General features: G+C 74.0%; 24 protein-coding genes. 13 read left to right on the top strand and 11 right to left on the bottom strand.

The features are described from left to right. Nucleotides 1-19: 19 nt before the first annotated feature. A complete protein-coding gene (locus CRV15_RS01550) occupies nt 20-763 on the bottom strand; it encodes an SDR family NAD(P)-dependent oxidoreductase (RefSeq protein ID WP_003962616.1) in 744 nt (247 codons plus the stop codon). A 68-nt stretch (nt 764-831) separates the two neighbouring features. Here CRV15_RS01550 and CRV15_RS01545 point away from each other — a divergent pair, with 68 nt between their 5' ends. Beyond that, nucleotides 832-1413 carry a MarR family winged helix-turn-helix transcriptional regulator gene (locus tag CRV15_RS01545; RefSeq protein ID WP_003962617.1) on the top strand — a complete coding sequence of 194 codons (582 nt, stop codon included), beginning with the start codon at nt 832-834 and terminating at the stop codon, nt 1411-1413. A gap of 17 nt (nt 1414-1430) precedes the next feature. On the opposite strand, the gene CRV15_RS01540 is transcribed toward CRV15_RS01545, so the two are convergent. The 6 genes from CRV15_RS01540 to CRV15_RS01515 form a co-directional block, all read right to left on the bottom strand. Then, nucleotides 1431-2291: an STM4011 family radical SAM protein gene (locus CRV15_RS01540; protein ID WP_003962618.1), complete on the bottom strand. Its 861-nt coding sequence runs from the start codon at nt 2289-2291 to the stop codon at nt 1431-1433. A 13-nt stretch (nt 2292-2304) separates the two neighbouring features. Next, the gene (locus CRV15_RS01535; protein ID WP_003962619.1) at nt 2305-3711 is read right to left on the bottom strand and encodes an STM4012 family radical SAM protein; all 1407 of its coding nucleotides are present in this window, start codon (nt 3709-3711) and stop codon (nt 2305-2307) included. Next, a complete protein-coding gene (locus CRV15_RS01530; protein WP_169445894.1) occupies nt 3708-4544 on the bottom strand; it encodes an STM4013/SEN3800 family hydrolase in 837 nt (278 codons plus the stop codon). The genes CRV15_RS01535 and CRV15_RS01530 overlap by 4 nt, the downstream gene beginning before the upstream one ends. Nucleotides 4545-4708: 164 nt before the next feature. After that, nucleotides 4709-5890 carry an STM4014 family protein gene (locus CRV15_RS01525; RefSeq protein WP_003962621.1) on the bottom strand — a complete coding sequence of 394 codons (1182 nt, stop codon included), beginning with the start codon at nt 5888-5890 and terminating at the stop codon, nt 4709-4711. A 7-nt stretch (nt 5891-5897) separates the two neighbouring features. Next, nucleotides 5898-6857 carry an STM4015 family protein gene (locus CRV15_RS01520; protein WP_003962622.1) on the bottom strand — a complete coding sequence of 320 codons (960 nt, stop codon included), beginning with the start codon at nt 6855-6857 and terminating at the stop codon, nt 5898-5900. 348 nt (nt 6858-7205) lie between these two features. Further along, entirely contained in the window at nt 7206-8369 is a 1164-nt protein-coding gene (locus tag CRV15_RS01515; RefSeq protein WP_003962623.1) for an agmatine deiminase family protein, read from the bottom strand. A gap of 280 nt (nt 8370-8649) precedes the next feature. On the opposite strand from CRV15_RS01515, the gene CRV15_RS01510 reads away from it, so the two are divergent. Then, entirely contained in the window at nt 8650-9240 is a 591-nt protein-coding gene (locus CRV15_RS01510; protein ID WP_003962624.1) for a TetR/AcrR family transcriptional regulator, read from the top strand. A gap of 125 nt (nt 9241-9365) precedes the next feature. Here the strand turns inward: CRV15_RS01510 and CRV15_RS01505 are convergent, their stop codons facing one another. Beyond that, nucleotides 9366-10103: a TetR/AcrR family transcriptional regulator gene (locus CRV15_RS01505; protein ID WP_003962625.1), complete on the bottom strand. Its 738-nt coding sequence runs from the start codon at nt 10101-10103 to the stop codon at nt 9366-9368. Nucleotides 10104-10203: 100 nt separating this feature from the next. Here CRV15_RS01505 and CRV15_RS01500 point away from each other — a divergent pair, with 100 nt between their 5' ends. Continuing rightward, on the top strand, nt 10204-10926 hold the full coding sequence (locus CRV15_RS01500; RefSeq protein WP_003962626.1) for an NAD(P)-dependent oxidoreductase: 723 nt from the start codon (nt 10204-10206) through the stop codon (nt 10924-10926). A gap of 108 nt (nt 10927-11034) precedes the next feature. Continuing rightward, nucleotides 11035-11646, top strand: coding sequence for a DJ-1/PfpI family protein (locus tag CRV15_RS01495; protein WP_003962627.1), 612 nt, complete (start codon nt 11035-11037; stop codon nt 11644-11646). A 48-nt stretch (nt 11647-11694) separates the two neighbouring features. Here the strand turns inward: CRV15_RS01495 and CRV15_RS01490 are convergent, their stop codons facing one another. Next, complete coding sequence (locus CRV15_RS01490; RefSeq protein WP_009998091.1) at nt 11695-13320, bottom strand: aromatic amino acid ammonia-lyase; 1626 nt, start codon at nt 13318-13320, stop codon at nt 11695-11697. 173 nt (nt 13321-13493) lie between these two features. On the opposite strand from CRV15_RS01490, the gene CRV15_RS01485 reads away from it, so the two are divergent. The 7 genes from CRV15_RS01485 to CRV15_RS01455 all read left to right on the top strand — a co-directional run bounded on the left by CRV15_RS01485 (nt 13494) and on the right by CRV15_RS01455 (nt 20981). Continuing rightward, the gene (locus CRV15_RS01485; protein ID WP_003959170.1) at nt 13494-14603 is read left to right on the top strand and encodes an ABC transporter ATP-binding protein; all 1110 of its coding nucleotides are present in this window, start codon (nt 13494-13496) and stop codon (nt 14601-14603) included. After that, nucleotides 14600-15247 (top strand): ABC transporter permease, encoded by a 648-nt coding sequence (locus tag CRV15_RS01480; protein WP_003959171.1) that lies wholly within the window; start codon nt 14600-14602, stop codon nt 15245-15247. The genes CRV15_RS01485 and CRV15_RS01480 overlap by 4 nt, the downstream gene beginning before the upstream one ends. A gap of 1 nt (nt 15248) precedes the next feature. Next, on the top strand, nt 15249-15920 hold the full coding sequence (locus CRV15_RS01475; RefSeq protein ID WP_003962629.1) for an ABC transporter permease: 672 nt from the start codon (nt 15249-15251) through the stop codon (nt 15918-15920). Between the two features lie 9 nt (nt 15921-15929). Then, a complete protein-coding gene (locus CRV15_RS01470; protein WP_003959173.1) occupies nt 15930-16967 on the top strand; it encodes an ABC transporter substrate-binding protein in 1038 nt (345 codons plus the stop codon). A 392-nt stretch (nt 16968-17359) separates the two neighbouring features. Next, complete coding sequence (locus CRV15_RS01465) at nt 17360-17770, top strand: hypothetical protein (RefSeq protein ID WP_230864190.1); 411 nt, start codon at nt 17360-17362, stop codon at nt 17768-17770. Between the two features lie 479 nt (nt 17771-18249). Further along, nucleotides 18250-19416, top strand: a complete 1167-nt coding sequence (locus tag CRV15_RS01460) for a S8 family peptidase (protein WP_003962631.1) — start codon at nt 18250-18252, stop codon at nt 19414-19416. 266 nt (nt 19417-19682) lie between these two features. Further along, nucleotides 19683-20981 (top strand): MFS transporter, encoded by a 1299-nt coding sequence (locus tag CRV15_RS01455; protein WP_009998093.1) that lies wholly within the window; start codon nt 19683-19685, stop codon nt 20979-20981. A 72-nt stretch (nt 20982-21053) separates the two neighbouring features. On the opposite strand, the gene CRV15_RS01450 is transcribed toward CRV15_RS01455, so the two are convergent. Together CRV15_RS01450 and CRV15_RS01445 are read right to left on the bottom strand one after the other, a co-directional pair. Beyond that, entirely contained in the window at nt 21054-21977 is a 924-nt protein-coding gene (locus CRV15_RS01450) for an NAD(P)-dependent oxidoreductase (RefSeq protein WP_029183137.1), read from the bottom strand. A 118-nt stretch (nt 21978-22095) separates the two neighbouring features. Further along, nucleotides 22096-23433 carry a hypothetical protein gene (locus CRV15_RS01445; protein ID WP_003962634.1) on the bottom strand — a complete coding sequence of 446 codons (1338 nt, stop codon included), beginning with the start codon at nt 23431-23433 and terminating at the stop codon, nt 22096-22098. Between the two features lie 364 nt (nt 23434-23797). Here CRV15_RS01445 and CRV15_RS01440 point away from each other — a divergent pair, with 364 nt between their 5' ends. Next, nucleotides 23798-24784: an NADPH:quinone reductase gene (locus CRV15_RS01440; RefSeq protein WP_003962635.1), complete on the top strand. Its 987-nt coding sequence runs from the start codon at nt 23798-23800 to the stop codon at nt 24782-24784. 141 nt (nt 24785-24925) lie between these two features. Further along, entirely contained in the window at nt 24926-25432 is a 507-nt protein-coding gene (soxR, locus tag CRV15_RS01435; protein ID WP_003962636.1) for a redox-sensitive transcriptional activator SoxR, read from the top strand. Nucleotides 25433-25964: the final 532 nt, after the last annotated feature.

Here is a 25964-nt window from a genome sequence, read left to right as displayed (position 1 = left end):
CCCCGGGCCCGGTGGGCTGTCAGCGGGTCCGGTGGGCGCCGCCGTTCACATGGAGGACCTGGCCCGTGATGTGGCGCGCCCCGGGCGAGGCGAGGAAGCCGACCGCCGCCGCGATGTCCTGCGGGGTGCCCGCCCGCCCGGTCGCGGTCGCGGCCACCAGCGATTCCCGCCGGGTGTCGGAGAGCCGGTCGCGGAAGAACTCCGTCTCCCCGGTGTACCCGGGGGAGACCACGTTCGCGGTGATGTCCCGGGCGCCCAGCTCGGCCGCCAGATCCAGGTTCCAGGTGGTCAGCGCGGCCTTCGCGGCGCCGTAGGAGCCCGCGCCCTGGTCGGCGGCGATCGAGCCGATCTGGATCACCGCGCCGCCGGGGGCGAGACGGTCGCCGACCGCCCGGGTGGTCAGGACGGCGGTGAGCAGATTGGCGTCCAGATTGGCGCGGAACGCGCGGGCGCAGAGGGCCAGTTCCGCCGCCGTGCCCTCAAGGCCCGTGACGGGCCCGGGGTCGGTGAAGTCGGTGTTGCCGCCCGCGTTGTTGACCAGGACGTCGAGCGTGGCGGGCAGCTCCGCGAGGAGCGCGGTGAGCGCCACCGGATCGGTGTGGTCGCACACCGCGGCGCGGGCGCCGGTCTCCCGTGCGACGGCGGCCAGGGGACCCGGTCGGCGCCCGGTGACGACGACCCGGTCGCCCGCGTCCGCGAAGTGCCGGGCGAGGGCGCGGCCGATGCCCGTACCGCCGCCGGTGATCAGGATGTCGCGAGTCATGAGGAACCCCCAGTGCGGTATGTTCAGGTCTAAATTTAGGTCTGAATCTAACACTGGGGGAGAACGCCGTGACAGAGATTTCCGGTACGGCGGCCACAACGCCCGATGGGCGGGGCCCGGGAGCCCCCGACACCGCCGAGGACATCGCCGCGGCCTGGGAGCGCGAACGGCCCGGCACCCCGGTCTCGTCCATCGGGATCGTCACCCCCGTCTGGCAGTTGGCCAAACTCCTCGGTGACGACCGCCGCCGGGTACTGGCCCACGCGGGCGTGGACGCCGCCACCCTCGACCTGCTGAGCGTGCTGCGCCGGAGCGGCCCCCCGTACACCCTCAGCACCCGTGAGCTGGCCCGCCGCTGTCTGGTGACGGCCGGAGCGGTCTCCCAGCGGGTCGCCCGGGGCGAACGGGAGGGGCTGATCCGCCGCATACCCGGCACAGGGCGGCCCCGTACGGTCCTGGTCACGCTCACCCCGGCGGGCCACGCGCTGGTCGAGGCCACCGTCGACCGGGTGCTGCGCCGCGAGGCGGAACTGCTCGACGGGCTCGCCCCGGCGCAGCAGGACGACCTCGCCGCGCTGCTGCGGGTGCTGCTCCGCACCGTCCAGGACCGGGTGGGCGACCGGGGGCTCACCCAGGTGGGACAGGAGTGAGCCCGGCCGCCCCCCCGTCAGCCGCGGGACCTCATGGCCGGGGCCGGTATCCGCTCCAGTACCCCGCCCGCGAACACGTCGTACAACGGCAGTGTCTCCAGGTGCACATAGCCGATGTGGCAGTCGCACACCGCCAGCGGGCAGGGCCGGGGACGCAGCGCCGCGCGGAACGACCCGTCGTACAGATGGCCCAGCTCCGCGCGGACGAAGTGGCAGCGGCGGACCGTTCCGTCCCCGTCGACGGAGAGCACGGACTCCCCGGTGCGGCAGGGCAGCCCCGCGCTGCGGTGGGGGTGGCGGCTGTAGGGGAACAGCGGGTCGATGGCCGTCCACCGGGCGGCCTCGGCGTCCGTGTAGCCGTGCCCCTCGGCCGCGTTGATCCACAGGTACACCCGCTCCGGCAGCTCGGCGCGCAGCCGCCGCGCCTGCTCCAGATGGCCGGGCAGCCCGACCACGCCCACGCTGAAGCGCACCCCCCGGGCCGCGAGGTCGTGGCACTTGCCGATGAAGCGCTCATAGGGGGTCTGCCCCGGGTGGTAGGTGCACCACAGGGCGAGGGTGTCGAGGTCGGCCCCGTCGACCCAGTCGGTGCGGAAACTGAGGTTGGTCTGGATCGCCACCCGGCGCACCTGGGGCAGCAGGGACAGCCGGACCAGCGTCTGCCGGTACCAGGAGCGCACCAGGCCCTCGCCCCACGGGGTGAAGAGCACCGAGAGCCGGTCCTCCTCCTGGCACGCCACCCAGTCCGCGAAGCGCTCCAGACAGGCCCGGTCGGCGCGCAGCAGCTCGGGCGGGTCGCGCCGCTTCGCGAACGGGCAGTAGGGGCAGTCGTAGTCGCACGAGGCCAGAGGGCCCCGGTAGAGCAGGGTCAGGTCCATGTCGCCGCCCGGCTCACGTCAGGTCGTACGCGGCCATCGCGGCCCGCACCGCCGGGGAGAACAGCTCGGGACCGAGCGCGTCCGAGTGCGCCAGCCCCTCCCCGGTCAGCCGCAGCACCCCGTCGGCCCGCTCCGGTTCCAGCCAGCCCCGCGCGGCGAAGCGGGCCAGCTCCCCGGGGAAGTCCGCCGCCGGTGCGGACCCGAAGCAGGCCGTGTAGGCGCCGGTGTCCATGCCGTCCGCCCGCAGCAGCGACTGGAGGAGATGGCGGCGCCGGGCCTCGTCCCCGGTGAGTTCCCGTCCGTACTCGGCGTGGGCGAAGTCGTCGGCCGGGCGGGAGACATAGTCGTCCAGGATCTCCCGTATCCGTCCCCTGCCCACCGCGTAGTCGAAGGAGTAGTGGACCGTCCGGGTGTAGGACCGGGCCCCGCAGCCGAGCCCGATCATGCCGTCGGTCTGGCAGGTGTGGTCGTCGGCGACCTCCGGCGGCGCGTCCGCGCGCCGGAACATGCGCATCGACCGCTGCTCGTAGCCGTGCGCGCGCAGATGGTCCCGGCCGAAGCGGTACAGCCGCAGCCGCTGGGCGTCCCAGGCGGGGTCCGCCCCGGTGCCCTGGCGGCCCAGACCGGTCAGGGGGCGCACATACAGCGGATAGAGATACAGCTCCTCCGGTCGCCAGGCCAGCGCCGCGTCCAGCGACTGGCGCCAGCTCCGCTCCGTCTGCCCCTCGATGCCGTAGATGAGGTCGATGTTGAGGACGGGGATGCGGGCCGCGCGGACGCGGGCGAGCGCGGCCTCGACATCGGCGCGACGCTGCGGCCGTACCGCCGCCCGTGCCTCGGCGTCGACGAAGCTCTGGACGCCCAGACTGAGCCGGGTGGCCCCGCGCTCCGCCAGCACCGCGAGCCGGTCGGCGGTGGCCGTGGCGGGGGACGCCTCGACCGACAGCGGGACGGCCCGCAGGTCGGCGCCCATGTCCTGTTCGGCGATGTCGCACAGCCGGGTCAGCTCCCCGGCGGTGAGGAAGGTCGGTGTCCCTCCGCCGAAGGCGGCGGTCGCGAACTGCACCCGCCGCCCGTCCCCGAGGGCCCGCCGGACGGCCTTCGCCTGCCGGGCGAGCGCGTCGAGATAGGCGCCGGTGAGGCCGTCGGGGGCGCCGACACGGGTGAACAGATTGCAGAACCCGCAGCGGACCTCGCAGAACGGTATGTGCAGATAGAGCGAGAGCGCGTCCATGGGCTCGTCCGCCCACAGCTCCCGCAGCGCGCGCGGCCTGCCGAAGGCGCGGTAGGCGGTTTTATGTGGATACGCGTAGACGTAGCTCTCGTACGGGCCCGCCGCTCCGCCCTCGGCCGCGGCTGCGGACACGGGTGGGGCCAGGGGCGCGGGGGAGCTGAGCAGGGGCAGTGGCGTGCTGGTCATCGTGCCTCGTCGTCGGGGTGGTCCGGGGCATCGTCGCGATGCAGGAAGAAGTGGGCGTAGGGCACCGTCCACACCGCCTCGTGGCCGATGCGGTGCCCGGTGAAGCCGTCGTCGCCGTAGGTGGTGCCGTGGTCGGAGCAGACGATCGCGAAACAGGGGCGGCGGCTGCTCGCGGCGGCGAAGAGACGGCCGATGTGCCGGTCCACGTACTCCAGGGCGGCGGCGTGACTGGCCCGGGTGTCGCCCGACTCGGGGGCCGCGCCCGGCAGATGGAACCAGTTCGGCTGGTGCAGCGCGGAGACATTGACGAAGAGGAACAGCCGCTGCTCGCGCGGCAGCCCGGCCACGACCCGCTCCGCGCACGCCACCTGCTCCTCGAACGAGGTGGGCGAGGCCACCCCGTACCCCGGTTCCCAGTGCGCCTCGTGGAACAGGCCGGGGAGGACGGAGCCGAGCGCCCCGCGCCGGTTGAAGAAGCCGACGCCGCCGACGCACACCGTGCGATAGCCGACCGCCGCCAGCCCCGAGACCAGGTCCGCCGTCTCGTAGCGGAAGGTGCCCGGCGCGGTCGTCTCACTGCCCGCGAACGACGCGGCGAACAGCCTCGGGTGCCGCCCCGGCACGGCCGGGGTGGGCAGGAAGCCCGCGAACATCGCCTGGTGCGAGGCGTAGGTGAAGCTGCCCGGCGCGTGCCGCTTCTCCCAGCGGCCCCCCGGGAGACGGCGCGCGAGATGAGGGATGCGCCCGGCGGCGGCCAGCTCGGCCGCCACGTCGTACCGCAGGGTGTCGAGCGTGACCAGCAGCAGGTCATGCGTGCCGACGACGGCGTTCATGTCCGGTTCGGCGGCGGGCGCCCGGGGGCCCGGCGGGTCCTGCCCGGCACCGGGCGGGGCTGTGGGCGGCGGGAAGGCCGCCGACTGCGACGAAGACACGGTGGTCCCCTGTTCTGTGTGCGGTGTCCTGCGAGGGGGAACGCGGATGCCCGGTGTGCGGGCGGTCAGCGGGGCGGGTGGGGTCGCGGACGCGGGCGCGCCGGTGGGGAGCCGTCCGCCCCGGGTGCCGGTGGCGGCCGGAGCACCGCGGCGATCTGCGCCCCGTAGGTGTCGAGCCCCTCCGCCCCGGAGCCTGGCAGTCCGGTCAGCCCCGGCAGCAGATCGCCGAAGGCGTTGACCTCGCCCACGGCGAATCGCCGCCAGCCGACACCCGGCAGCAGATCGACGCCCACGCACAGGGTCCGGGGGAAACAGGCGGCGGCCCGCTCGCAGACCCGCAGCACCTCCGCCCACCGGGTGCCCGCCGCCTCCACGGCGTCCCGCGCGGCGGACAGATCCCCCCGCGCCCCGCCGAGATGGAGATTGGTCAGGGGCGTACGGCTGGTGCGTACCACCGCGTGGGTGGCCCGGCCCGCGACCACGACCACCCGAAGGTCGGCCACCCGGTCCCGCAGGGCCGCCTTCGGCAGCCACCGTTCCAGATGCAGACCGTCCGGGGCGAGCCGGTCCACGATCGCCGCCACCTCCGTCTCCCGTTCGTAGCGCCGCACCCGCAGGGAGTTGAACAGCCCCCCGTCGGTGAGTTCCACCGAGGTCGTCGCCCGGACACGGCCGCCGCTCGCCGACTCGACGGCGAGGACCCCGGAGGCCGAGGAGCCGTGCGCCGGCTTCAGGAAGACCCGGGCCATCCGGTGCTCCCGCATCAGGGCCCGGGCGTCCGCCCAGCCGTGTATCCGCGCGCCGTCGGGGCCCGAGGTCGGCGACTGCGGCACCGGGACGCCCGCCGCGCGCAGGACACCGTGGCACAGACGCTTGTCGAAGAGGACGGCCAGCTCCCCGGGGTGGTCCAGCGGCATGCCGCCCGACAGGGTCGAAACGGCCGCCGTGAACCGGCCGTACCACCGGGCCGACCCCTCGACCCGGGTGGGCTCCAGGGGTTCGGGACCCCCGCGCAGCAGCAGGTCGACCTCGGGGTCGTCGCCGGGGGAGTCCACCCGTACCGTCTCGTGCGGCGCGAACCGCGCTCCGCCGTCCCGCAGTACCTGACGCCACGGCACCACCCGCGGCGCGGGCAGCCCGGCCGCCCGCGCCGCCGCCGCGAACAGCGTGACCCGGCGGTCATCCGGATTGCCGACCACCGCGAAGCGCGGCGGCGGACCGAGGCGGCACACCGGGTCCTCGCTCATCGGGCCCTCACTCCGAGATCTCGACGTAACGGTAGGACGTGCCGTCCTCGTCGTCCTCGTCCGGCTCCGCGTCGCCGGAGTCCAGGTCCAGCCGCACCCCCGCCGGTTCCAGCGCCTCCCGCAACCGCTGCTGGAGCTCCTCCCCGATGTAGTGGTGGTGCAGGTCGAGCGCGGTCAGATGGGTCAGCGACTGCCCCGCGAGCAGCGCCTGTGCCCCTTCGTCCCCGAGGGTGCCCATCGACAGGTCGAGCACCTCCAGCCGCGCGACGACGGGCGCCGTCGCCATCGCCGCCGCGACGGCGTCCTGTATCTCGCTGTTCCGCAGCGCCAGATGACGCAGCTTCGGCATCCCGGCGCAGGTCAGATAGGGCTCCAGATCCGCCGGACCGGCCCCGGCGCCGTACTCCGTCGTCCCCAGCCACAGATCCAGGTGCTCCAGCGCGGGCAGTTCGCTCGTACCGATGGCCTGGACGACCTGGAGCGCGAGCCCGCCGGTCTCGACCGTCAGCGCGCGCAGCCGCTCATGGCGCACGGGCGAGAGCAGCAGGCCCTGACCGCCGCGCACCCCGAACTCCTCCAGCGCCGGGAAGCCGGTGAGCAGCCCGGTCACATCGGACTGGCAGATCCAGGAGATCTCGGCCTCCTCCATCACCAGGTCCCCGAGGAACAGGGCCCGCAGCTCCGGCAGCCGTTCGCGCGCGTCCAGGAGTGCCGTGACGATGTGGGACGAGTCCGTGTCGTACGACTCCTCCCACGCGCCGACGACCAGCGCGCGCACCCGGGTGGTGTCCACCGTGTCCAGGAAGCGCGCGAAGAGGTCCACCCACTTCCCGCCCTCGCCGTACGCGTCGACGCCCAGGCTCCAGGCGACGGAGCCGGGCTCGGGGAGCGCCTCCTTCTCCTCCTCGTCGGGGAAGGCGAACGTCGGCAGACCGTACAGCTCCTGAAGGTGTTGCGTGATGGTCATGCGGGTGGCTCCTGACAGGCGGAAGGCTGATTGCCGGTGTGCCAGAAGTTGTACCAAGCGCCACTGACAACGCTCCGTGCCCCCTGCCGGACACCCCTCCCACCTGCGCTGTCATCGCCGACGGCGCTGAGGGGCCCCGGACTTGGGGAGCGCCGGCCGACACGGTCCTGCGGGGTGCCGCGCCCGGCTGCGCGGTCGCCTGTCCGACCCTCGCCGTGCGGGCCGCGGCCCGCACGGGGGGAGGCCCGGGCGGCGGGGCCCCGTCCCCGCCGGGGTGAGCCGCGCCGACCGACCACGGCACCGGCACCGACCACGGCACCAGCACCGGCATTGGTGCCCGGCTCGGGGTCAGGCGGCCGGACGGCCCGGCTGGTCGTGTGTGGCGCAGTGGATTCCGCCGCCTCCCGAGGCCACGGTATCGATCGTCACCTGGACGACATCACGGTTGGGGAAGTGCTCTCGCAGAATTCCGCGAGCGCGGTCGTCGGCCTTCCGGTCGCCGAACCGGGGCAGGAAGACGGAGTCGTTGGCGATGTAGAAGTTGGCGTAGGACGCCAGGAAGTCCTCGCCATAGCCGGTGATCCTCCTCAGATCGGGCTGCGGAAGCTCCACGATCTCGAAGCGCCTGCCACGGGCGTCCGTCGCCGTCGACAGGACGGACTGCGCCTGGTCGGCGGAGCGGGACCAGGAGTCCGGCGGGGTCCCGGGGAAGGCCCGGTCCAGCAGGACCACCCCGGGCCCGGTGAAGCGCACCAGGCTGTCCACATGGGCGTCCGTGATGTCCTCGCCGCGCACACCGGCCAGCCAGACCACCTTCTCCACGCCGAGGCTCTGCTTGAGCTCGGCCTCGATCCGGTCCCTGCTCCTGCCGGGGTTGCGGTTGACGTTGACGATCGAACTCTCGGTGATCAGCAGGGTGCCCTCTCCGTCGGTCTCGAAGGAGCCGCCTTCGGCGACCAGCGGGGCCTCGACCCGGGGAATCCCGTACTCGGGGAGGAGCGCGCGCCCGACGCGCGCGTCGTGGGTGTGCTCCTGCTTGTCACCCCAGCCGTTGAAGTGGAAGTCGACACCGGTGACCCTGCCGTCCTGCTCGACGAAGACGGGGACGGTGTCCCGGGCCCACAGGTCGTCGACGGCCAGCGGGATGACCTCGACCTGGGAGCCGCAGGCCCGCTGCGCCGCCTTCACCTGGGCGGGCCTGGCCATCATGACGACGGCCTCGTACTCCCCGACGGCCCGCGCGATCCGGGCGATGTCCTTGCGGACGTACGGCAGGTCCTCCTCCCAGACCGAGGCCAGGGCGGGCCAGGACATGAAGGTGCGGGTGTGGCTCTCCCACTCGGCTCCCAGCCGCCGGCCGCCGGCCGCCGAGGCCGGCCGGGGGGAGCCCCCGGCGACCCGGGTCCGGGCGCCGGAGTCGGCGGGCCCGCAGGCCGAGGCCCCCAGCACCAGCGTGCCGAGTCCGGCGAGCGCGCGCAGGGCGGTCCGTCGGGTGGGGGAGAGGAAGGACACGGGCTGCTCCTGTCGTGGTGGCCGGAAGCGGAGCCTCCGGCCAAGGCGGACATCAGGGGGACGGGACGGGGTGAGGAGGACCAGCGGCGCAGTACTGGGACAGTCGTGCGGTACCGGGACAGTCCCTGCGGTACCAGGACCATGATGGGCGCAACGGCCCCCAGGGGGCCGCTTGCGTCCGGGGAGGCGGTGGTGCGCCGTGTCGCTACTCTGACACTGACTGAATTTTCAGTCAAATGGAGGTCCGGTCGTGGAGGAAGATCCCGGTAGAGTGCGCGCCATGGCGTCTCGCAGCACTCGGAGCACTCAGATCCTCGAAGCGGCCGCCCGGGTGATCGCCCGGCGCGGGGTCCGCGGCCTGCGCGTGGAGGAGCTGGCGGCCGAGGCGGGCGTGTCCACCGCCCTGATCTACTACCACTTCAAGGACCGCACCGGGGTACTGCGCCAGACCTTCGAGTTCATCAACGACCGTGCCGCGCGCTACACCGCCGTCCGCGACCCGGAGGCTCCGCCCCCCACCCCCCGTGAGGAGCTGGAGGAGGTCCTGCTGCTGGAGCTCCAGGACGACGGGGAGGTGCGGGAGAACAGCGTCGCCTGGGGCGAGCTGCGGGCGAGCGCCGTCTTCGAGGAGGCGCTGCGCGAGGATCTCGCCCGCGCGACCCTGGTGTGGGTCCAGGACGTCGCCGCGCTGCTGGGCCGGGTCCAGCCGCTGGCGCCGGCCTCGTCGCTCGCGGCGGCGGCCGAACGGCTCACCGCCCTGCTGGAGGGGCTCAGCATGCGCTGGCTCAGCGGCGGTATCCGTGCCGACCACGCGCGGGAGCTGATCCGGGGCGCCGTCGACGCCGAGCTGGCGGGCCTCCGGCAGGACTGACGCCGTCGCGGACCGTCCAGGGCGACGCTGCGCCGCCCCACTGGACTGAAAATTCAGTCAGGAGTGATCCCCGGGGCCCTCCGCCGCTTTCGGCGGGAGGCTTCGGGGGCCTGCCAGGGGGGCCGTCACCCCGGGGGCGCGGCAGGGGCGGCACGTCCGCCGCGGCGCCTTCCCGTCCCCCCGGCCTCGTCGGGGCGGAGCGCGCCGAGGACCAGGGACAGGCCGTGGGCGAACTCCTCGTCGGGGTCGTACCCGGGGTCGAGGACGTGCGTGGCGATGACCTCGGTGAGGTGCGGGTGGGTGTCGGGCGGCAGTCCGTCCAGGATGCCGTCCGCGACGTCGCGGAGTTCGCCGGGGTCGGTGAAGGGCAGGCTCAGCTCCTGGAGGACGAAACCGTAGAGGTAGCTGTCGATCACCGAGACGGCGCGCGCGGCCGCCCGGGGCGAGAAGCCGCCCGCCCGCAGCGGGCCGAGGACGGCGTCGTGGTGGCGCAGGGTCGCCGGGCCGGGCCGGCCGCGGGAGTCCATCAGGCCGATGGCCCACGGGTGCCGCCGGAGTGCCGCGCGGGCCGATCCGGCGCGGTCGCGCATGGCCGTTTGCCAGTCCGCGCCCGCCGGCGGGAGATCGATCCGGCCGAAGACCGTGTCGACCATCCCGTCCAGGATGTCCCCCCGGCCGCGCACATGGTGGTACAGCGACATCGCCTCGACGCCCAGCCGGGCGGCGAGCGCCCGCATGGTGACCCCGGCCGCGCCCTTCTCGTCGGCCAGTCCGACCGCGGCGGCGATCACCCGTTCCCGGTCGAGCGCCGCCCGTGTGCCCGGTGCGCGCCGACCGGCGCCCCGCTCCCGTCCGTTCACCACATGTCCTCCGCTGCGGCCCTAGGCAAACTTACGACGTAAGTCTACCGTTACTTACGCTGTAAGTCTGATGGATCGGCCGAGTGTGAGCGGGAGTTGAGGGATGAGCACGGAGCGGGGACGGAAGATCTGTGTCGTCGGGGCCTCGGGGAAGCTGGGGCGGTATCTGGTCCGGCACGCGCTGGACCGGGGCCACCAGGTCGTCGGCGTCTGCCGGGAACGCAGTGTCGGCAAGCTCGACGCGTTCGCGGGCCGGATCACGATCGTGCCGGGAGCCACGAACGACCCGGAGGTGATCCGGCGGGCCGTCGCCGGGTGCGACGCCGTCCTGACCGTGCTCGTCCCCTGGGGGGTGCGGCAGTACGCGTCCGGCACCGCGCGGGCGGTGCTCGACCACGCGGACCCCGGCGCGCGTCTGGTCTTCTCCTGCGGCTGGCACGTCCCGCGCGACGAGCGGGACCGGTACTCCTGGAGGTTCCGGGTCTCCGTCCGGGTCGGTACCTGGGTGGGGCGCGCCCTGCGGGTCGTCGAGGTCGACGACCAGGTGGCGGCGGCCCGCCGGATCTTCGCGAGCGACCGGCGGTGGACCGTGGTCCGCGGGAGCGATCTGGAGGAGGGGGCGAGCCAGGGCCTTCCCGTGTGGAGCCGCCATGTCGGGGACCCGCTCCTGGCCAGCAATCGGACGCGGCGGGTGGACTACGCGCTGTTCATGGTCGAGGCGCTCACCGACGACACCCTCGTCCACGAGGCTCCGGCGATCGTCGGACGCCTCACCCCCAGCGCGCTCGCCCACGCCGGGGGAAGGCCGGCTCCTGACCGTCCATGACGCCCCTCCGGCAGCCGGGTGACCCCGGACACCAGGGCGCTGGACCGCGCGCGTCGCCGAGTGGGAGACTGCCGGCCCGGTCCGCAGAGGTGGTAAGGGGTCCAGATCGTGACACAGGCAGCCGTGGTCACCTTCGACGGGTTCAACGAGCTGGACAGCTTTATCGCGTCCGCGTTGATCAACCGCTGCCGCAGGGACGGCCTGGAGGCGTTCATCACGACACCGACGCCCGTGGTCACGTCGATGAACGGCGTCGAGGTGACCGGCCAGCGCCCGATGGAGTTCGTCGCCGAGGCCGATGTCGTGCTGATCGGCAGCGGGGTGAAGGCACGTGAGGTGGTCGCGGACGAGCGGCTGGTCTCCAGGCTCGTCCTCGACCCGTCGCGCCAGCTCATCGGCGCGCAGTGCTCCGGCGCCCTCGTGCTCGCGAAGCTGGGGCTGCTGGGTTCCATGCCCGCGTGCACCGACCGTGTCAGCCGCCCCTTCGTCGAAGCCTGCGACGTCACCGTGTTGGACGCACCGTTCCACGCCGAGGGGAACATCGCCACGGCGGGCGGCTGTCTCGCGTCCCAGTACCTCGCCACCTGGGTCATCACCCGGACCCTCGGGAGGGACGCCGCACACCGCGTCATGGACTACGTGGCCCCCGTCGGCGAGAACCGGCAGACCGTCGAGCGCGCCCTCAGCGCCGTGCACGCGGGCGAGGCGGTGGCGCGCTAGCGCGTGCCGCCTCCCCGGTGTCCGTGCCGGGCCCGGCGGACGGGACGGTCAGACCAGCCGGGCGAACGTGTCGAGCAGGCCCGCCGCCGCCGTCACGTCGTCGGTCAGCGGGCGGTCCGCGGGATCGTGCGCCAGGACCTCGGCCGCCAGGGCGAAGGCATGCTCCACCGGGAGCACCGGCCCGCCGCCGCTGCCGGGCTCGGTGCCGCTGCCGCTGCCGTGGTCGGTCCGCGGCCCGCGCAGCCGCAGCGCCCGGACCGCGGCGACCAGTTCGCAGCCGACGACCAGCCGATAGGCCCCGGCCGCGCGCAGTGTCTGCCGGGCGGCCAGCGAGGCGAAGCTGGCCTGTTCCTCCACGCCCCGGGAGAGCACGGTGTGGCCGAGGGACGCGGGCGCGGAGAAGGCCCGCAGATCGCCGAGGGCGGCCCCGGCCGCGTACTCCAGGATCATCACCCCGGAGCTGGCGGGCTCCCCGTCCGCGAGGAAGGGGCGGAGCCGGGTGAACCCCGGCTCGTTGAGGGCGGCGAGGCGGGACGTGGAGAGCCGCGCGGTCTGCGTCAGGGCGAGCCGGAAGTGGTCGAGGGCGAGCGCGGGACCGGCGAGGTAGAACCCGCCGTGGTGGTAGGCGGCCTGGTCGGACGGGCAGATCAGAGGGTTCTCGGTGGCCGCGTTGACCTCGGTGGCGAGGGCCGTGTCGAGCGCGTCGGCCGCCTCGTGCGCGGGTCCGTGTATCTGGGGCAGACAGCGGAAGCCGTACGGGTCCTGAATCCGGCCGAGGGGTGGCCGGGGGCGTTCCGGCGCGCCGAGGAGGGCCCGCATCCGGGCGGCGACGGTGTGCACCGGCTGCCCCGCGCGGCGGGCGTGGACGGGTTCGGCGTACGCCTCGTACGAGCCGTCGACGGCCCGGTGGGACAGCGCCGCGACCACCTCCGTCGCCGCGAGCAGACCCCTCAGTTCATCGAGGGCGAGCGCGGCCTGACCGAGGGTCAGGGCATTGGAGCTGATCAGCGCCAGGGCGTCGTTGTTGTCGAGGGGGAGGGGAGCGGGCGGGGGCCCGCCGCGCCAGGGGTGTTCGCCCACGAGGGCGAGGCCGAGCTGCGCGAGGGCGGCGATGTCGCCGGTGCCGACCGAGCCGAACTCGTTGACGACGGGGTACGCGCCCGAGTCCAGCGCCGCGCAGATCGCCGTGACGGCGGCGGGGTTGAGTCCGGCGCCGCCCGCGAGGAGCTGCTGGGCGCGGATCACGAGCATGGCGCGGACCTCGCGCGCGGGGAGTTCGGCGCCGACGGCTCCGGCGTGGGAGCGCAGCAGCCGCAGGCCGTGGTCGGCGGCGGAGGCGGTGGGCACGTCCTCGCCGCGGTTGGCGCCGACCCCGGTGGAGCGGCCGTAGACCCGTCCGGCGCGGGCGAGCCGTCCGGCTGTGTCCCAGGAGGTCCGGGCGGCGTCGAGGGCGTCGGCGGCGGGGACGGCACGGGCGGTCCCGTCGGCGATCCGGACGACGGCGGCGGGCGACAGGGCGAGGCCGTCGAGCACCACGGTCTCAGTGGCCTCAGCCGTCTCAGCCGTCGCGGCGGGCCGGGCCGGGCCGGTGCGGTCGGCGGGAGGCGCGGGGCCATCGGCGGTGGGGACGGGCCCGGGGCGTCCGGAGGTGACGTCCTCCGGTCTGTCCATCATGCGAGACGACATCATGGGCAAAACCCTCCCTACCCAGCCTTCCGGCCTCTTTGCGACGCAGCCGATCTCGCCATTCGGGCGCCGATCGCAGGCGATTGATGCCGGGGCATTGACAAGTTATTCAGTCACCGAGAACTCTGCATGACTATATGCAGCCGGGCAAGGGATGATTAATGATCGAATTCCGGGCGGTGCACAAACGCTTCCCCAACGGCACGACCGCGGTTCACGACCTCACCCTCTCCATGCCCGCGGGCGGGATCACCGTCCTCGTCGGCTCCTCCGGGTGCGGCAAGACCACCACACTCCGCATGATCAACCGGATGGTCGAACCGACCTCCGGCACCATCCATGTCGACGGCAGGGACGTCTGCTCCCAGGACGCGGCCCTGCTCCGCCGCTCCATCGGCTATGTCATCCAGCAGTCCGGCCTCTTCCCGCACCGGACCGTCCTCGACAACATCGCGACCGTGCCGCTGCTGCTCGGCTGGGGCCGCCGCAGGGCCCGGGCCCGGGCGGCCGGGCTGCTGGAGACCGTGGGCCTGCCGCCCGACGCGGGCCGCCGCTATCCGCACCAGCTCTCCGGCGGCCAGCAGCAGCGCGTCGGCGTCGCCCGCGCGCTCGCGGCCGACCCGCCCGTCCTGCTCATGGACGAGCCGTTCGGCGCGGTGGACCCGGTCGTCAGGACCCAGCTCCAGGACGAACTCCTCCGGCTCCAGCGGGACCTGGGCAAGACCGTCGTCTTCGTCACCCACGACATCGACGAGGCCGTACGCCTCGGCGACCGGATAGCGGTCTTCCGCACCGGCGGCCATCTGGTGCAGTGCGCGGCCCCGGCGGAACTGCTGGCCCGCCCCGCCGATCCCTTCGTCGCGGACTTCCTGGGCGCCGAACGGGCCCTCATGCTGCTGTCCCTGATCCCCCTCGGCGATCTGCCCGGCGCCCCCGCCCCGGAGGGCGGGCGCTGGGAACTCGTCCTCGGGCCCGGCCGCAGACCCGAGGGCTGGCGGGACCGCTCCGCCGCCGACGGGGACGGAGCGCTCCTGCCCGTACGGCCGCTGCGGGACGGGGACTCACTGCTGTCGGCGCTGAACGAGTCGGTGGGCTCGCCCTGCGGCCTTGTCGTCCGCGTGGACGCGGGGGGCGCGCTGACCGGGGTCACCTCCCGCGAGGAGATCCATGAACGGGCGGGCAGCGCCCACGCGTCGGCGGCCCTGGCGGCGGACGCGTGTCCACGGGCCGCCCCGCTGCCCCTGGACCACACCCCCGGTGACACCGCATGACCATCGACCGGGAGTGGATCGCCGACCACACCGGCGAGCTGACCGAACTGAGCGTCTCGCACCTCCAGGCCGCCCTGACCGCCGTCCTCCTCGGCCTGCTGATCTCCCTCCCGCTCGCGGTCCTCGCCCACCGGGTGCGCGCCCTGCGCGGACTCCTCCTCGGGATCGCGAACATCCTGTTCACCATCCCCTCCATCGCGATCTTCGTCCTGCTGCTCCCGGTCTCGGGACTCACCCGGACCACCACCGTCACCGGCCTGACCGTCTACACCCTCGTCGTCCTGCTCCGTAACACCGTCGAAGGTCTCGACGCCGTCCCCGCGAAGGCCCGGGAGGCGGCGAAGGCGATGGGCACCCGCCCGCTGCGCATCCTGCTGACCGTCGAACTCCCGCTCGCGCTGCCGGTGGTCATGGCCGGGGTGCGCATCGCCACGGTCATGTCGATCTCGCTGGTCAGCGTGGCGACCTATATCGGCGACGGCGGCCTCGGCCAGCTCTTCACCGACGGCTTCCAACGGAACTTCCCCACCCCCGTGTTCGCCGGGGTCGCACTCACCCTGCTTCTCGCACTGATCGCGGACACGTTCCTGGTGGTGGTCGAGTATGTCCTCACCCCCTGGAACCGGAAGGGACAAAGGGCCTGAGATGGGTGAACTCCTCAAGGACCTCGGCACCTGGCTGACCAGCCAGGAGCAGTGGTCGGGCAGCGACGGGATCGCGAACCGGCTCGGCGAGCACCTGGAGTACTCGCTGATCGCCACCGCTGTCGCCGCCGTGATCGCCCTGCCGATCGGGCTGCTCATCGGCCACACCGGCCGCGGTGCCTTCCTCGCCATCAACCTCGCCTCCTTCGGCCGCGCCCTGCCGACCGTCGGACTGATCGTGCTCGTGTTCCTCGCGAGCGGGCTCTCGATGACCCCGGTGTATGTGTCCCTCGTCGCCCTCGCGGTGCCCTCCGTCGTCACCAACACCTACGCCGGGATGCGCGCCGTCGACCCCGACACCCGGGACGCGGCCCGGGGCCAGGGCATGCGCGCCCACCAGGTCCTGCTGCGGGTCGAGATCCCGCTGGCCCTGCCACTGATCATGACCGGGCTGCGGCTCGCCCTGATCCAGGTGGTGGCGACCGCCACCATCGCCGCGTATGTCAGCTTCGGCGGTCTGGGCCGCTATGTCTTCGACGGGCTCGCCCAGCGCGACCTGGTGCAGGTCCTCGGCGGAGCCGTGCTGGTCGCCGCCGTCGCCCTCGTCCTCGATCTCCTCCTCGCGGCGCTCCAGCGCGCCCTGTTCCGCAATCGCCCCGCCCCGATCGCGTAGGGACCTTCCATGCCCCGTCATCTCCCCGGCCCTTCCCCTTCCGGCCCCGGCTCCTTCCGCGGCGGCCCCTCCCTCCCCGGTTCCTCCCTCCCCGGCCCCTCGCCCCGTGGCTCCTTCGCCCCCCGGCGCGCGGTGCTCGGCGGACTCCTCGGCGCCGCCTCCGTTCCCGCCCTGGCCGCGTGCGGCGGCGGCATCACCTCCCTCGACGGCGGCGGCGACCTCTCCGGCGGGGGCTCCAGCGCCGACGGCATCACCATCGGTACGGCCAACTTCACCGAGAACCAGATCCTCGGCCACCTCTACGCCGCCGTGCTCAGGGAAGCGGGGGTGAAGGTCCGTGTCCGGGCGAACATCGGCAGCCGGGAGATCCTCTTCCCCGCCGTCCGGGGCGGCCAGATCGACCTGCTGCCCGAGTACCAGGGCGCACTCCTGCACCACCTCGACACGAAGGCGGGGGCGACCGAGGAGGGCGAGATGCAGAACCGTATCGCCATGGCCCTCCCCGCCGGGCTCCAGATCCTCCCGTACGGGCTCGCCGAGAACTCCGACGCCTTCGCCGTCACCCGTGAGACCGCGGCCAGGTACGGCCTGCGTACCCTCGCCGACCTCGCGCGGCACAACGGCAGACTGACCATCGGCGCCCTGCCCGAGGTCAAGACCCGGGTGGTGGGGGTCGTGGGCCTGAAGGACGTGTACGGAGTGGAGTTCAAGGAGTTCAAGTCGCTCGACTCCTCGGGGCCGCTGGTCAAGGGCGCGCTGAAGAAGGGCGATGTGGACGTCGCCAATGTCTTCACCACGGACGCCGACATCGCGGCGGAGGGCTGGGTCCTGCTCGGCGACCCCAGGAACCTGATCCCCGGACAGCATGTGGTCCCGCTGATCGCGGACCGCCGGGCCGACTCCCGGGTCCGCAAGGCACTCGCCGGCCTCGGGGCCGTGCTGACGACCGAGGCACTGACCGAGCTGAACCGGCTGGTGGACAAGGAGAAGGAGGACGCGGACGACGTGGCCGCGGCCTGGGCCCGGCAGTCCGGGCTCATCGGCTGACGGGCCCGGGCCGGACACCCGCCGCCGGGCAGGCCCCCGTCAGGACGGAACAGGCACCGGAAGGACAATCGGCAGGCAGTGGCGGCCGGGACGGGGGGCCTGCCCGGCGGATGCGCGGAGCATACGGGAAACCGGCAGGTGAAAGGGGGGAGGGCAGGGCAGGCGGAAGGCCGGAGGACGGCAGGGAAGGGGCGCGTCCGCAGTACGCGCGCAGGACAAAGGAAAACTGACCCCCTGCGAGAGGTCCCCGCATCCCATGCATGGCGGTAGAAAGGAAGGAGGCCCTGCGGTCAGGACACCGCGACAGGGCCGATCCGATCCCATCCCATGCCAGGAGAGCGAGGCCGGTTTCCCGGTCGGCCCCGCCCGTCCGATGCGATCAGGGAGTTGCCTTGTATCTCCGTACCCTGCTGCTGCGCGCGTTTCCCCGTACGACTCCCCGTCAGGACCGCCGTCCGCCCGTGTCCTCCGTCTCCTCCCTCTCCACCTGCCGTTCCGACGCGGGGGCGGGAAGGGGCGCCCCCGTCCGCACGGGGAGCCTCCCGTGCCCGCCGCCCGCCGTCCCGGAGGAGGGGCACTCCCACCGGTGCGGTACGCGGCTGTCGCCCGTCGCGGCGCGGACCCTGCCGCTGACGGCCGCCACCGTCCTCGGGGTGCTTCCGCTGCCCGACCCGGTCGCGCTCGTCGCCGATTGCGAAGGGGAGGACGAGGACGAGAACCCGGTTCCTGACATCGACGAGGGGGAGGCATGCCCGTTCTGTGGTCGCTGGCTGTGCAGTTGCGAGCCGTGGAACGGGGACTGAGCCGCCCCGCCCCTCCGGCCGGCCGGGACGCCCCCGCCCCGGCCGGAGCGGTGCTCGCCACCTGCCGCCCGTGAGAGCCCCCGGGCAGGTCGCGCAGTATCCCAATCAGTCATGGGCATTTCAAGCATGGTCAACTGCCGTATGACCGGGTACGTTTGACGCACGCACAGCGGACACGGAGTTCCGGAATGCGGCGATCCCGCCCGAAGGCTCACCGTGCCGGAGCGCGCCGGGCACCCCGTCACGAGGGACGGACGGCCCGGCCCCGGCGGCCCCTCGTCCGCCACGCTCCGTCCTGTCCCTGAGCCGCGCACCTCCCCCCCGCCGACTGCCGCAGTCGGCGAGCTGTTCCGCCTTCCGCGCCTGCGCCCCCGCCCCCCGTGGGCGGGTGATCCCCAATCCCCCCGGCGCACGGCGCGCTTTCCCCCACACCGGCCGCCGCCCCACGCGCGGCCGGGCGACGAAAGGTGTCAGCCTTCATGCGCCTCAACCCTCTCGGCGGCATAGCCGCCGGCGCTCTCGGCCTTGCCCTGCCCCTCGCCCTGATCCCCGCCACCGCGTCCGCCGCCCCCGAGCCCACGCCCCTGCTCACGGTCGCCCAGGCACCGGCCGCCGCCGAGATCAAGAATCGTTACATCGTCACCGTCAAGGCCGGATCGGACCCCGCCGCCGTCGCCGAGGCGCGGTCGGTCACCCCCGACTTCGTCTATGACTCGGTCCTCAACGGATTCGCCGCCTCCCTCACCTCCGGCCAGCTCACCGCCGTGCGCGGCGACGCCCGGGTCCTGGCCGTCGAGGAGGACCAGAAGGCCGCCTCCACCGCGACGCAGACCAACCCCACCTGGGGCCTGGACCGTATCGACCAGCGCAGCGGCCGCAACAGCGCCTACACCTACACCGGAACCGGCGCCGGTGTCACCGCGTACATCATCGACTCCGGCATCGACACCGGCCACCCCGACTTCGGCGGCCGGGCCCGCAATGTCTTCGACGCCTTCGGCGGCAACGGCGCCGACTGCAACGGGCACGGCACGCATGTCGCGGGCACCGTCGGCGGTGGCACCCACGGCGTGGCCAAGCGGGTCCAACTGCGCGGGGTGAAGGTCCTCAACTGCCAGGGCTCCGGCTCCTTCTCCGCCATCATCGCGGGCTTCGACTGGGTCCGGCAGAACGCCGTGAAGCCCGCCGTCGCCAACGCCTCGCTCGGCGGCGGCTACTCGGCGGCCCTCAACAACGCCGCCACCGCCCTCGCCGACTCCGGGGTCCACACCACCGTCGCGGCGGGCAACAGCAACCAGGACGCCTGCAACTTCTCCCCGGCGAGCGCGCCGAACGCCCTGTCCATCGCCGCGTCGGACTCCGGCGACGCCAAGGCGGGCTTCAGCAACCACGGCCGCTGCACCGACCTCTACGGCCCCGGTGTCGGCGTCGTGTCCACCCGGATGGGCGGCGGCACCACCAGCATGAACGGAACGTCGATGGCCGCGCCGCACGTCGCCGGTGTCGCCGCGCTCTACAAGGCCGCCCGCGGCGAGGCCCCCAGCGCCACGGTCAACGCCTGGCTGATCAACAACAGCACCCCGAACGTGATCCGCGGCAACATCAGCGGCACCCCGAACCGGCTGCTGTTCACCTCCGGCCTCTGATCCGGAGCAGGAGCGCGGCACCCCAGGCCCGGCCGGTCACCCCGGCCGGGCCCCGCGCCGTCCGCGCGGCCCTCCCTCCCCGTCCCGCGGTCCCGTCCCTGTTGTCCCCCCTGCCTCCGGACCCGCTCCCCTCATCCGCCCCCGTTGTGCGCCAGGCCGCCGCCGGGACCCCGTAACCAACCGTGCGGCAGCCGGGTTGACCTGGTATGTCTGCACATGGTCCTGCGGTGCCCACGCCCGTCCGCCCGCGTCGGAGCGATCCGTCGATGCTGCGGGTCGCGTCGGCCTCGCTCGTGGGAACCGCCATCGAGTTCTACGACTTCTTCGTCTACGGCACCGCGGCGGCGCTCGTCCTCGGGCCGCTGTTCTTCCCCGCCTTCTCGCCCCTCGCCGGCACCCTGGCCGCCTTCGGCACCTTCGCCGTCGGATTCATCGCCCGGCCCCTCGGCTCCGTCCTGTTCGGCCACATCGGCGACCGGTACGGCCGCCGCCCCGTACTGGTGGCCTCCCTGCTGACGACCGGACTCGCCACCACCGCCGTGGGCTTCCTGCCCCCGTACACGACCCTCGGGACGGCCGCCCCCGTCCTCCTGCTGCTGCTCCGCTTCCTCCAGGGCATCGGACTCGGCGGCGAGTGGGGCGGGGCCGTCCTGCTCACCACCGAGCACGCGCCGCCCGCACGGCGCGCCCTGTGGGGCAGCTTCCCCCAGATGGGACCGCCGCTGGGCTTTCTGCTCGCCAACGGCACCATGCTGACCCTGACCGCGTCGCTCTCCCCGGCCCAGTTCCTCGCCTGGGGATGGCGGGTGCCCTTCTGGGCCGCCGGTGTCCTGACCCTGGGCGGACTGCTGCTGCGCGCCTCGCTCACCGAGACCCCGCACTTTCGCGAACTGGCCCGGAACGGGGACCGCGCGGACGCACCCGCCCGTGAGGTGGTACGGAAGCACTGGCGGCTGCTCCTGCTGACCGCGGGCGGTCTGTCGGTCGGCTACGCGGCCTTCTACGCGGTGAGCACCTGGTCCCTCGTCTACGGGACGGACCGGCTGGATGTCAGCCCCGTCCTGATGCTGGCCCTGGTGACGGCGGCGGTCGCGGTCATGGGGGTGCTGACGCCGGTGGTCGCGCTGCTCGGCGACCGCTTCGGCCGCCGTCCGATGTGCCTGACGGGCAGTGCGCTCGTGTCCCTGTGGATGTTCCCGTTCATCGCGCTGCTGCACACCGGCCGACCGCTGCTCATGTTCCTGGGCTTCCTGGGGACACTGCTCGCGCTGGTGACGATGTTCTCGGTGATCGCCGCGTATCTGCCCGAGCTGTACGAGCCACGGGTGCGGTGCACGGGGGCCGCGGTCGGGTACAACCTCGCGGGGGTGCTCGGCGGGGCGCTCACCCCCATCGTGGCGACGGCGCTCTCGGGCGGCGAGGGACCGCCCTGGGGGGTGGCCGCCTGGCTCACCGGCATCGGGATCCTGAGCACGGCCTGCTTCGCCGCGCTGCCGGAGACCCGGCCCCGCACGGCGGAGGCGGGCACCGTCGACACCACGGGTGAGGAGGCGGCTCTCGCCTGAGGAACCGGGCCGGGGCCGGGCGGCGCCCTCCAGGGGCTCGGGCTCGGGCTCGGGCCGGGACAGGTACAGGTGTCAGGGGCCCGGGTCCGGCCGGGCGGCGGGGGCCGCCCCGCCCTGCCCGTCGAAGCTCGCGTAGTAGGCGGCGGCCATGTCCTCGTCGCCGTGGCCCTGGGCGGCGGCCCGTTCCAGCCGGGCCGCGTCCGCGTCGACCAGATCGAGCCGTACGCCGTACCGCCGGGCGGCCTCGGCGATCAGCCGGGCGTCCTTGGCGGCGGTGGCGACGGCGAAACTGGCGGGCGACAGCCGTCCGTCGCGGACGAGCTCCGCCTTGAGCCGCAGATAGCCCAGGTCGAGATGGCCGCCCGCGATGACGTCGAAGAAGGTGTCCGGGTCCACGCCGAGGGCCTGCGACAGGGCCAGCACCTCCCCGGCGGCGTTGGTCGCGGTCAGGATCCAGCTGTTGACCACGAGCTTCAGCCGGGTGGCACTGCCCTCGGACCCGTCCTCGCCCGTCCACACCGTCAGGGCGCCGACGGCGTCGAGGACCGGGGCCACCGCCGCACGTGAACCGGTGGGGCCCGCCGCCAGGACCTTCAGCCGTCCCGCCTCGGCGGGCTGCCGGGTGCCGAGGACAGGCGCGTCGAAGAAGACCAGCTCATGGGCGCGGGCCAGCGCGCCCAACTCCCCGATGGCGTCGATGCCGACGGTGGTGGACTGCACCCACGGCGTACCGGGGCGCAGCGCCGGGGCGGCCTCCCGCATGACGCCCAGCACCGCCGGGCCGTCGTGGAGCATGGTGAGGACGGCGTCGCTCCCCTCGGCCGCGTCGGCCGGGCCGTCGGCGATGTGCACCCCGTCCGCGGCCAGGGGCTCGGCCTTGGCGCGGGTGCGGTTCCAGACGCGGACGGTGTGGCCGGACCGGGCGAGGCTGCGGGCCATGGCGGCGCCCATGATCCCGGTCCCCAGGACGCTCACGGTGAGACGGCGGTCGGTCATGGGGTCGGTCATGGAACGATGCCCTTCTGCTCGGTGCCGCCGCGGCACGCGCTGTCGCGGTCCCTGCCGTTGGTGCCGTTGGTGCGACGAGCGGGTGCCGGACCCGGCGCCGCCGGTGTCACCGGGCCGCCGCCGCGTGGACGAGGTCCCGGCCGTGCGCGGCGGTGATGCCGACGCCGGACAGGTCGGGCCGGTGGTCGCCGACATGGACCGCGTCCGCGCCCCGCCCCGCCGCGCTGATACCGCCGTCCGCGGTCAGCCGGTCGACCTCGCCGTCGATCTCGACGGTGACCAGACGGTCCCCCTCGGTGGCGATCCTGCCGCCCACACGGACCCGCCCGATCCGGCCGCCCGGCTTGACGCTCAGGGCGGTGGCGGCGAGTTCGGTCTGCACCCCGCGGACCAGGCTGCTCCCCCTGCCGCCGGACGTGGTGAGGTCACCGCGGATGTCCAGCCGGGGCAGTTCCTTGCTGACCTGCACCCCCACCGCGCCGTCCCCGGTGGTGGTGATCGAGTCGAACTCCGCGTGCCGCAGCGTTCCCTCGTACACGTTGAAACCCCGCGCGCCGACCCCGTGCGTGACCAGCGGGGCACGGATGTCGAGATGGCCGATGTCGCCGAAGTTCACGAAGCCGATCCCGCTCGGGCCCTCGGAGGTGACCGGCGCGGTGGCCTCCCAGGACTCCACCTGCCCCCAGTTGTCCAGGACCATGTCGTTCTGGCCGTAGGTGGTGACCGGCCCCGCCGTGTGCACCCGGTCGGCCGTGGCGCCGGAGATGACGAACACCCCGCCGCTGATCAGATCGGGCGCGCCCGCCGCGATACCGCCGTCGGTGTGGACCTCCCCGGTGCGCAGCAGACAGACATGGACGGTGCCGCCGTCGGCGGAGCCGTTCCAGTCGCCGTGGCCGCCGACGAAGACGCCGCTGCCGCGGATCGGCACATCGGCGCTGCCCGCCGAGATGTCGACGAGGTCGGCGGTGAGGACGGCGCCCCGGTCGGGCTGCCGGTTCCAGAGGGTGAACGCGCCTTGCAGGGCGTCGACGCCGAAGCCGTGCGGCCGGGCCGCCCTGCCCCGGACGTCGGCCGCCTCCACCGTCAGGCCCTCCACCCGGACATGGCCGGAGAGCACCGCGTCCTCGGCGAGCAGGAGCACCTGTCCCCGGGTGCGCACACCGCGCAGGGCCAGGGTGCCGAAGTCGCCGACCTCGGTGTCGTTGCCGATGGCGACCTCGTGCACGGGGCAGTGGACGGTGACGTTCTCCAGGGTGTTGTCCTGGGTGAGGCGGATACCGCGGGCGCCGAACACCAGGGTGCCGCCGCGCAGCCGTACGCCGGGGGCCAGGGTGAGCATGGGCATCCCCCGGAGGGTGCCGTCGACCTCGATCGCCGGGGCCCGCGCCCGCACGGCCTCCATCAGCTCACCTGCGGTGGTCACCCGCGTCCACTCACTCATCCCTGCTCATCTCCCGTGACGCCCCCGGTGCGGCTGCGGCGCGTACGGACGGCTCCGCCCGAGGACGGTCCGTACCCGCGCACGGCGGTCCGTACCCGGCGGTACCGGCGGCATGGCGGGAACACGTCCCCCGTACCCTTGCCTGTCCCCGTGCCGCGCCGTCCGCGGGTACGACCGCGGGCCGTGTCCGCCGTCCTTCTTCACCGTACGACCGGTCCCCTCCGGCCGCGACCGACCGTCGCTCCGGCGCCCACCCGGGCGGATCGCCCCACCGGTCCCGCCGCGCACGCCGCGAGCGGCCCTCGTACGCTCGAACCGACTCCCCGAGCAGGTGAGTCGGTGAACCGATGTCCCGGAGGTTCCCATGCGTGCCGCCTGGTACGAGGAGCAGGGCCCCGCCGCCGAGGTGCTGCGGGTGGGTGAGCTGCCGGACCCCGTGCCCGGACCGGGGGAGGTGCGGGTCCGGGTCACCGTGTCCGGCGTCAACCCCGGGGACACCAAGAAACGGAGCGGCTGGCTCGGCTCGCGCATGCCCCATCCGAGGGTGATTCCGCACAGTGACGCCGCCGGGGTCGTCGACGCCGTCGGCGAGGGCGTCGACCCGGGGCGGACCGGGGAACGCGTATGGGTGTACGGGGCGCAGTCCTACCGCCCCTCCGGCACCGCCGCCCAGTACACCGCGGTCCCCGCCGAGTACGCCGTACCGCTGCCGGACGGGGTGGCCGACGACGTGGGCGCGAGTCTCGGCATCCCCGGCGTCACCGCCCACCGCGCCGTCTTCGCGGACGGCCCCGTCGACGGCCGGACGGTCCTGGTGCACGGGGTGCTCGGCTCCGTCGGGTCCCTCGCCGCCCAGCTCGCCCGCTGGGCCGGCGCCACGGTCATCGGCACCGTGGTGCGCGGCCGTGACCTGCGCGAGGCCGACCCTGCCGGGGTCCATGGAGTCGTCGCCCTCGACGGGGACGACCCGGCCGCCGCGATCCGTGTCCAGGCGCCCGGCGGGGTGGTGGACCGGGTGATCGAGGTCGCCCTCTCCGAGAACGCCCGGCTCGACGCCGCTGTGGCCGGAAACCATACGGTCATCGCCGCCTACGCCACCCGGACCGACCCGGTGGCCCTCCCGTTCTGGGAGCTGCTGTTCAAGAACGTCACCCTGCGGCTCCTCGGCAGCGACGACTTCCCGCCGGGCGCGCGGCACCTGGCCGCCCGCGACCTCACCGCCGCTGCCGCCGTGGGCGCCCTCTCCGTACGGGTCCGGGAGCACTGGCCCCTCGACGCCGTCGCCCGCGCCCACGACAGCGTCGACGCCGGGGGCCGGGGCCGTGTCCTCGTCACCCTCCCACGGGAGTAGGCCCGCCCGGCCCCGGGGGGGAGACAGCGGCGGGACGGGGGAGCGGGCGTATGGGTGCACGGCGGCGCGGGGCGCGGGGCGTACGGGGTACGGGGCGCGGGCGGCGGCGGAACGGCGGTTAGGCTGGCCGCTCATGTCGACATGACAGCCGGGTCCGGCGTCCGGAGCCGGGCGTCGGAAGCCGAGGGGACCGGTGTGGAGCAGCGGCCGAGCGATCTGCTGACCGTGGGCGAGGTCGCGCGGCGGGCGGGGGTCGCCACGTCAGCGGTGCGTTTCTACGAGGCGCAGGGGCTGATCTCCTCGGAGCGCACCACGGGGAACCAGCGCCGCTACCGCCGCCATGTGCTGCGCAGACTCTCGCTGATCCTGGCCGCCAAGCGGCTGGGCGTGCCGCTCGCGGAGGTGGCGGAGGTCTTCGCGGAGCTGCCGGGGGAGCGGATGCCGGGCAAGCGGGACTGGGAGCGCATCTCCCGGAGGTGGGCGGCGCGACTGGCGGCGCGCAGACGGGAGATCGAGCGTCTGGAGCGGGAGATCGCGGGCTGTATCGGCTGCGGCTGTCTCTCGCTGCAACGGTGCCGGGTGCTCAACCCCCAGGACGCGCTGGCGACCGAGGGGACCGGGGCGCGTCGGCTGATCGAGGAGGCGTGATCCACGGCGTGGGGTGTCGGGCCGGTCCGGACAGCCGGCCGGGCGTCCGACCGGGCGTTTGACGGCTGCCCGGCTGAGGGCGGGCGAGGCGCACGGGTGCCCGGTACGGCTGTACGTCCGTCGAAAGCCCGGACGCGTGCGGAGCGACGACACGGGCCCACCCGGTTCCCCACCGGGCACCCGGAGCGCACCGGGCCGCCCGGAGGCCCCACCGGAGGCCCCTCGCCGGCGGACGGCTCCGCAGGCAGCTCACGGACGGCTCAGTGAACGGCTCCGGGGTACCGGCACCGGAGGGGTTACGCCCCCTGGACGGGTGTACGGCCGCGGGCACCGCCGCTGTCGCGCCACCGGGCCGAGGAGACCCGGTGGCGTGCGGACGAGGACGCGCCGCTCCCGGCCGTCGCCGCCGCTGCCCGGCCGCCGTCGCTGCCGACCCGACCCGACCCGGCTAGGCCCGGCTCGGCCCCGAACGGCTCGGCCCCGGCTGTGGCCGGTGGCTCCGATCCCGGTGCGCCGCCCCAGCGCCCGGCAC

This window comes from Streptomyces clavuligerus (genome assembly GCF_005519465.1).
GTDB lineage: Bacteria > Actinomycetota > Actinomycetes > Streptomycetales > Streptomycetaceae > Streptomyces > Streptomyces clavuligerus.
Note: the sequence above shows the minus strand (reverse complement) of the source record. Positions and strands in the feature narration are given on the sequence as shown.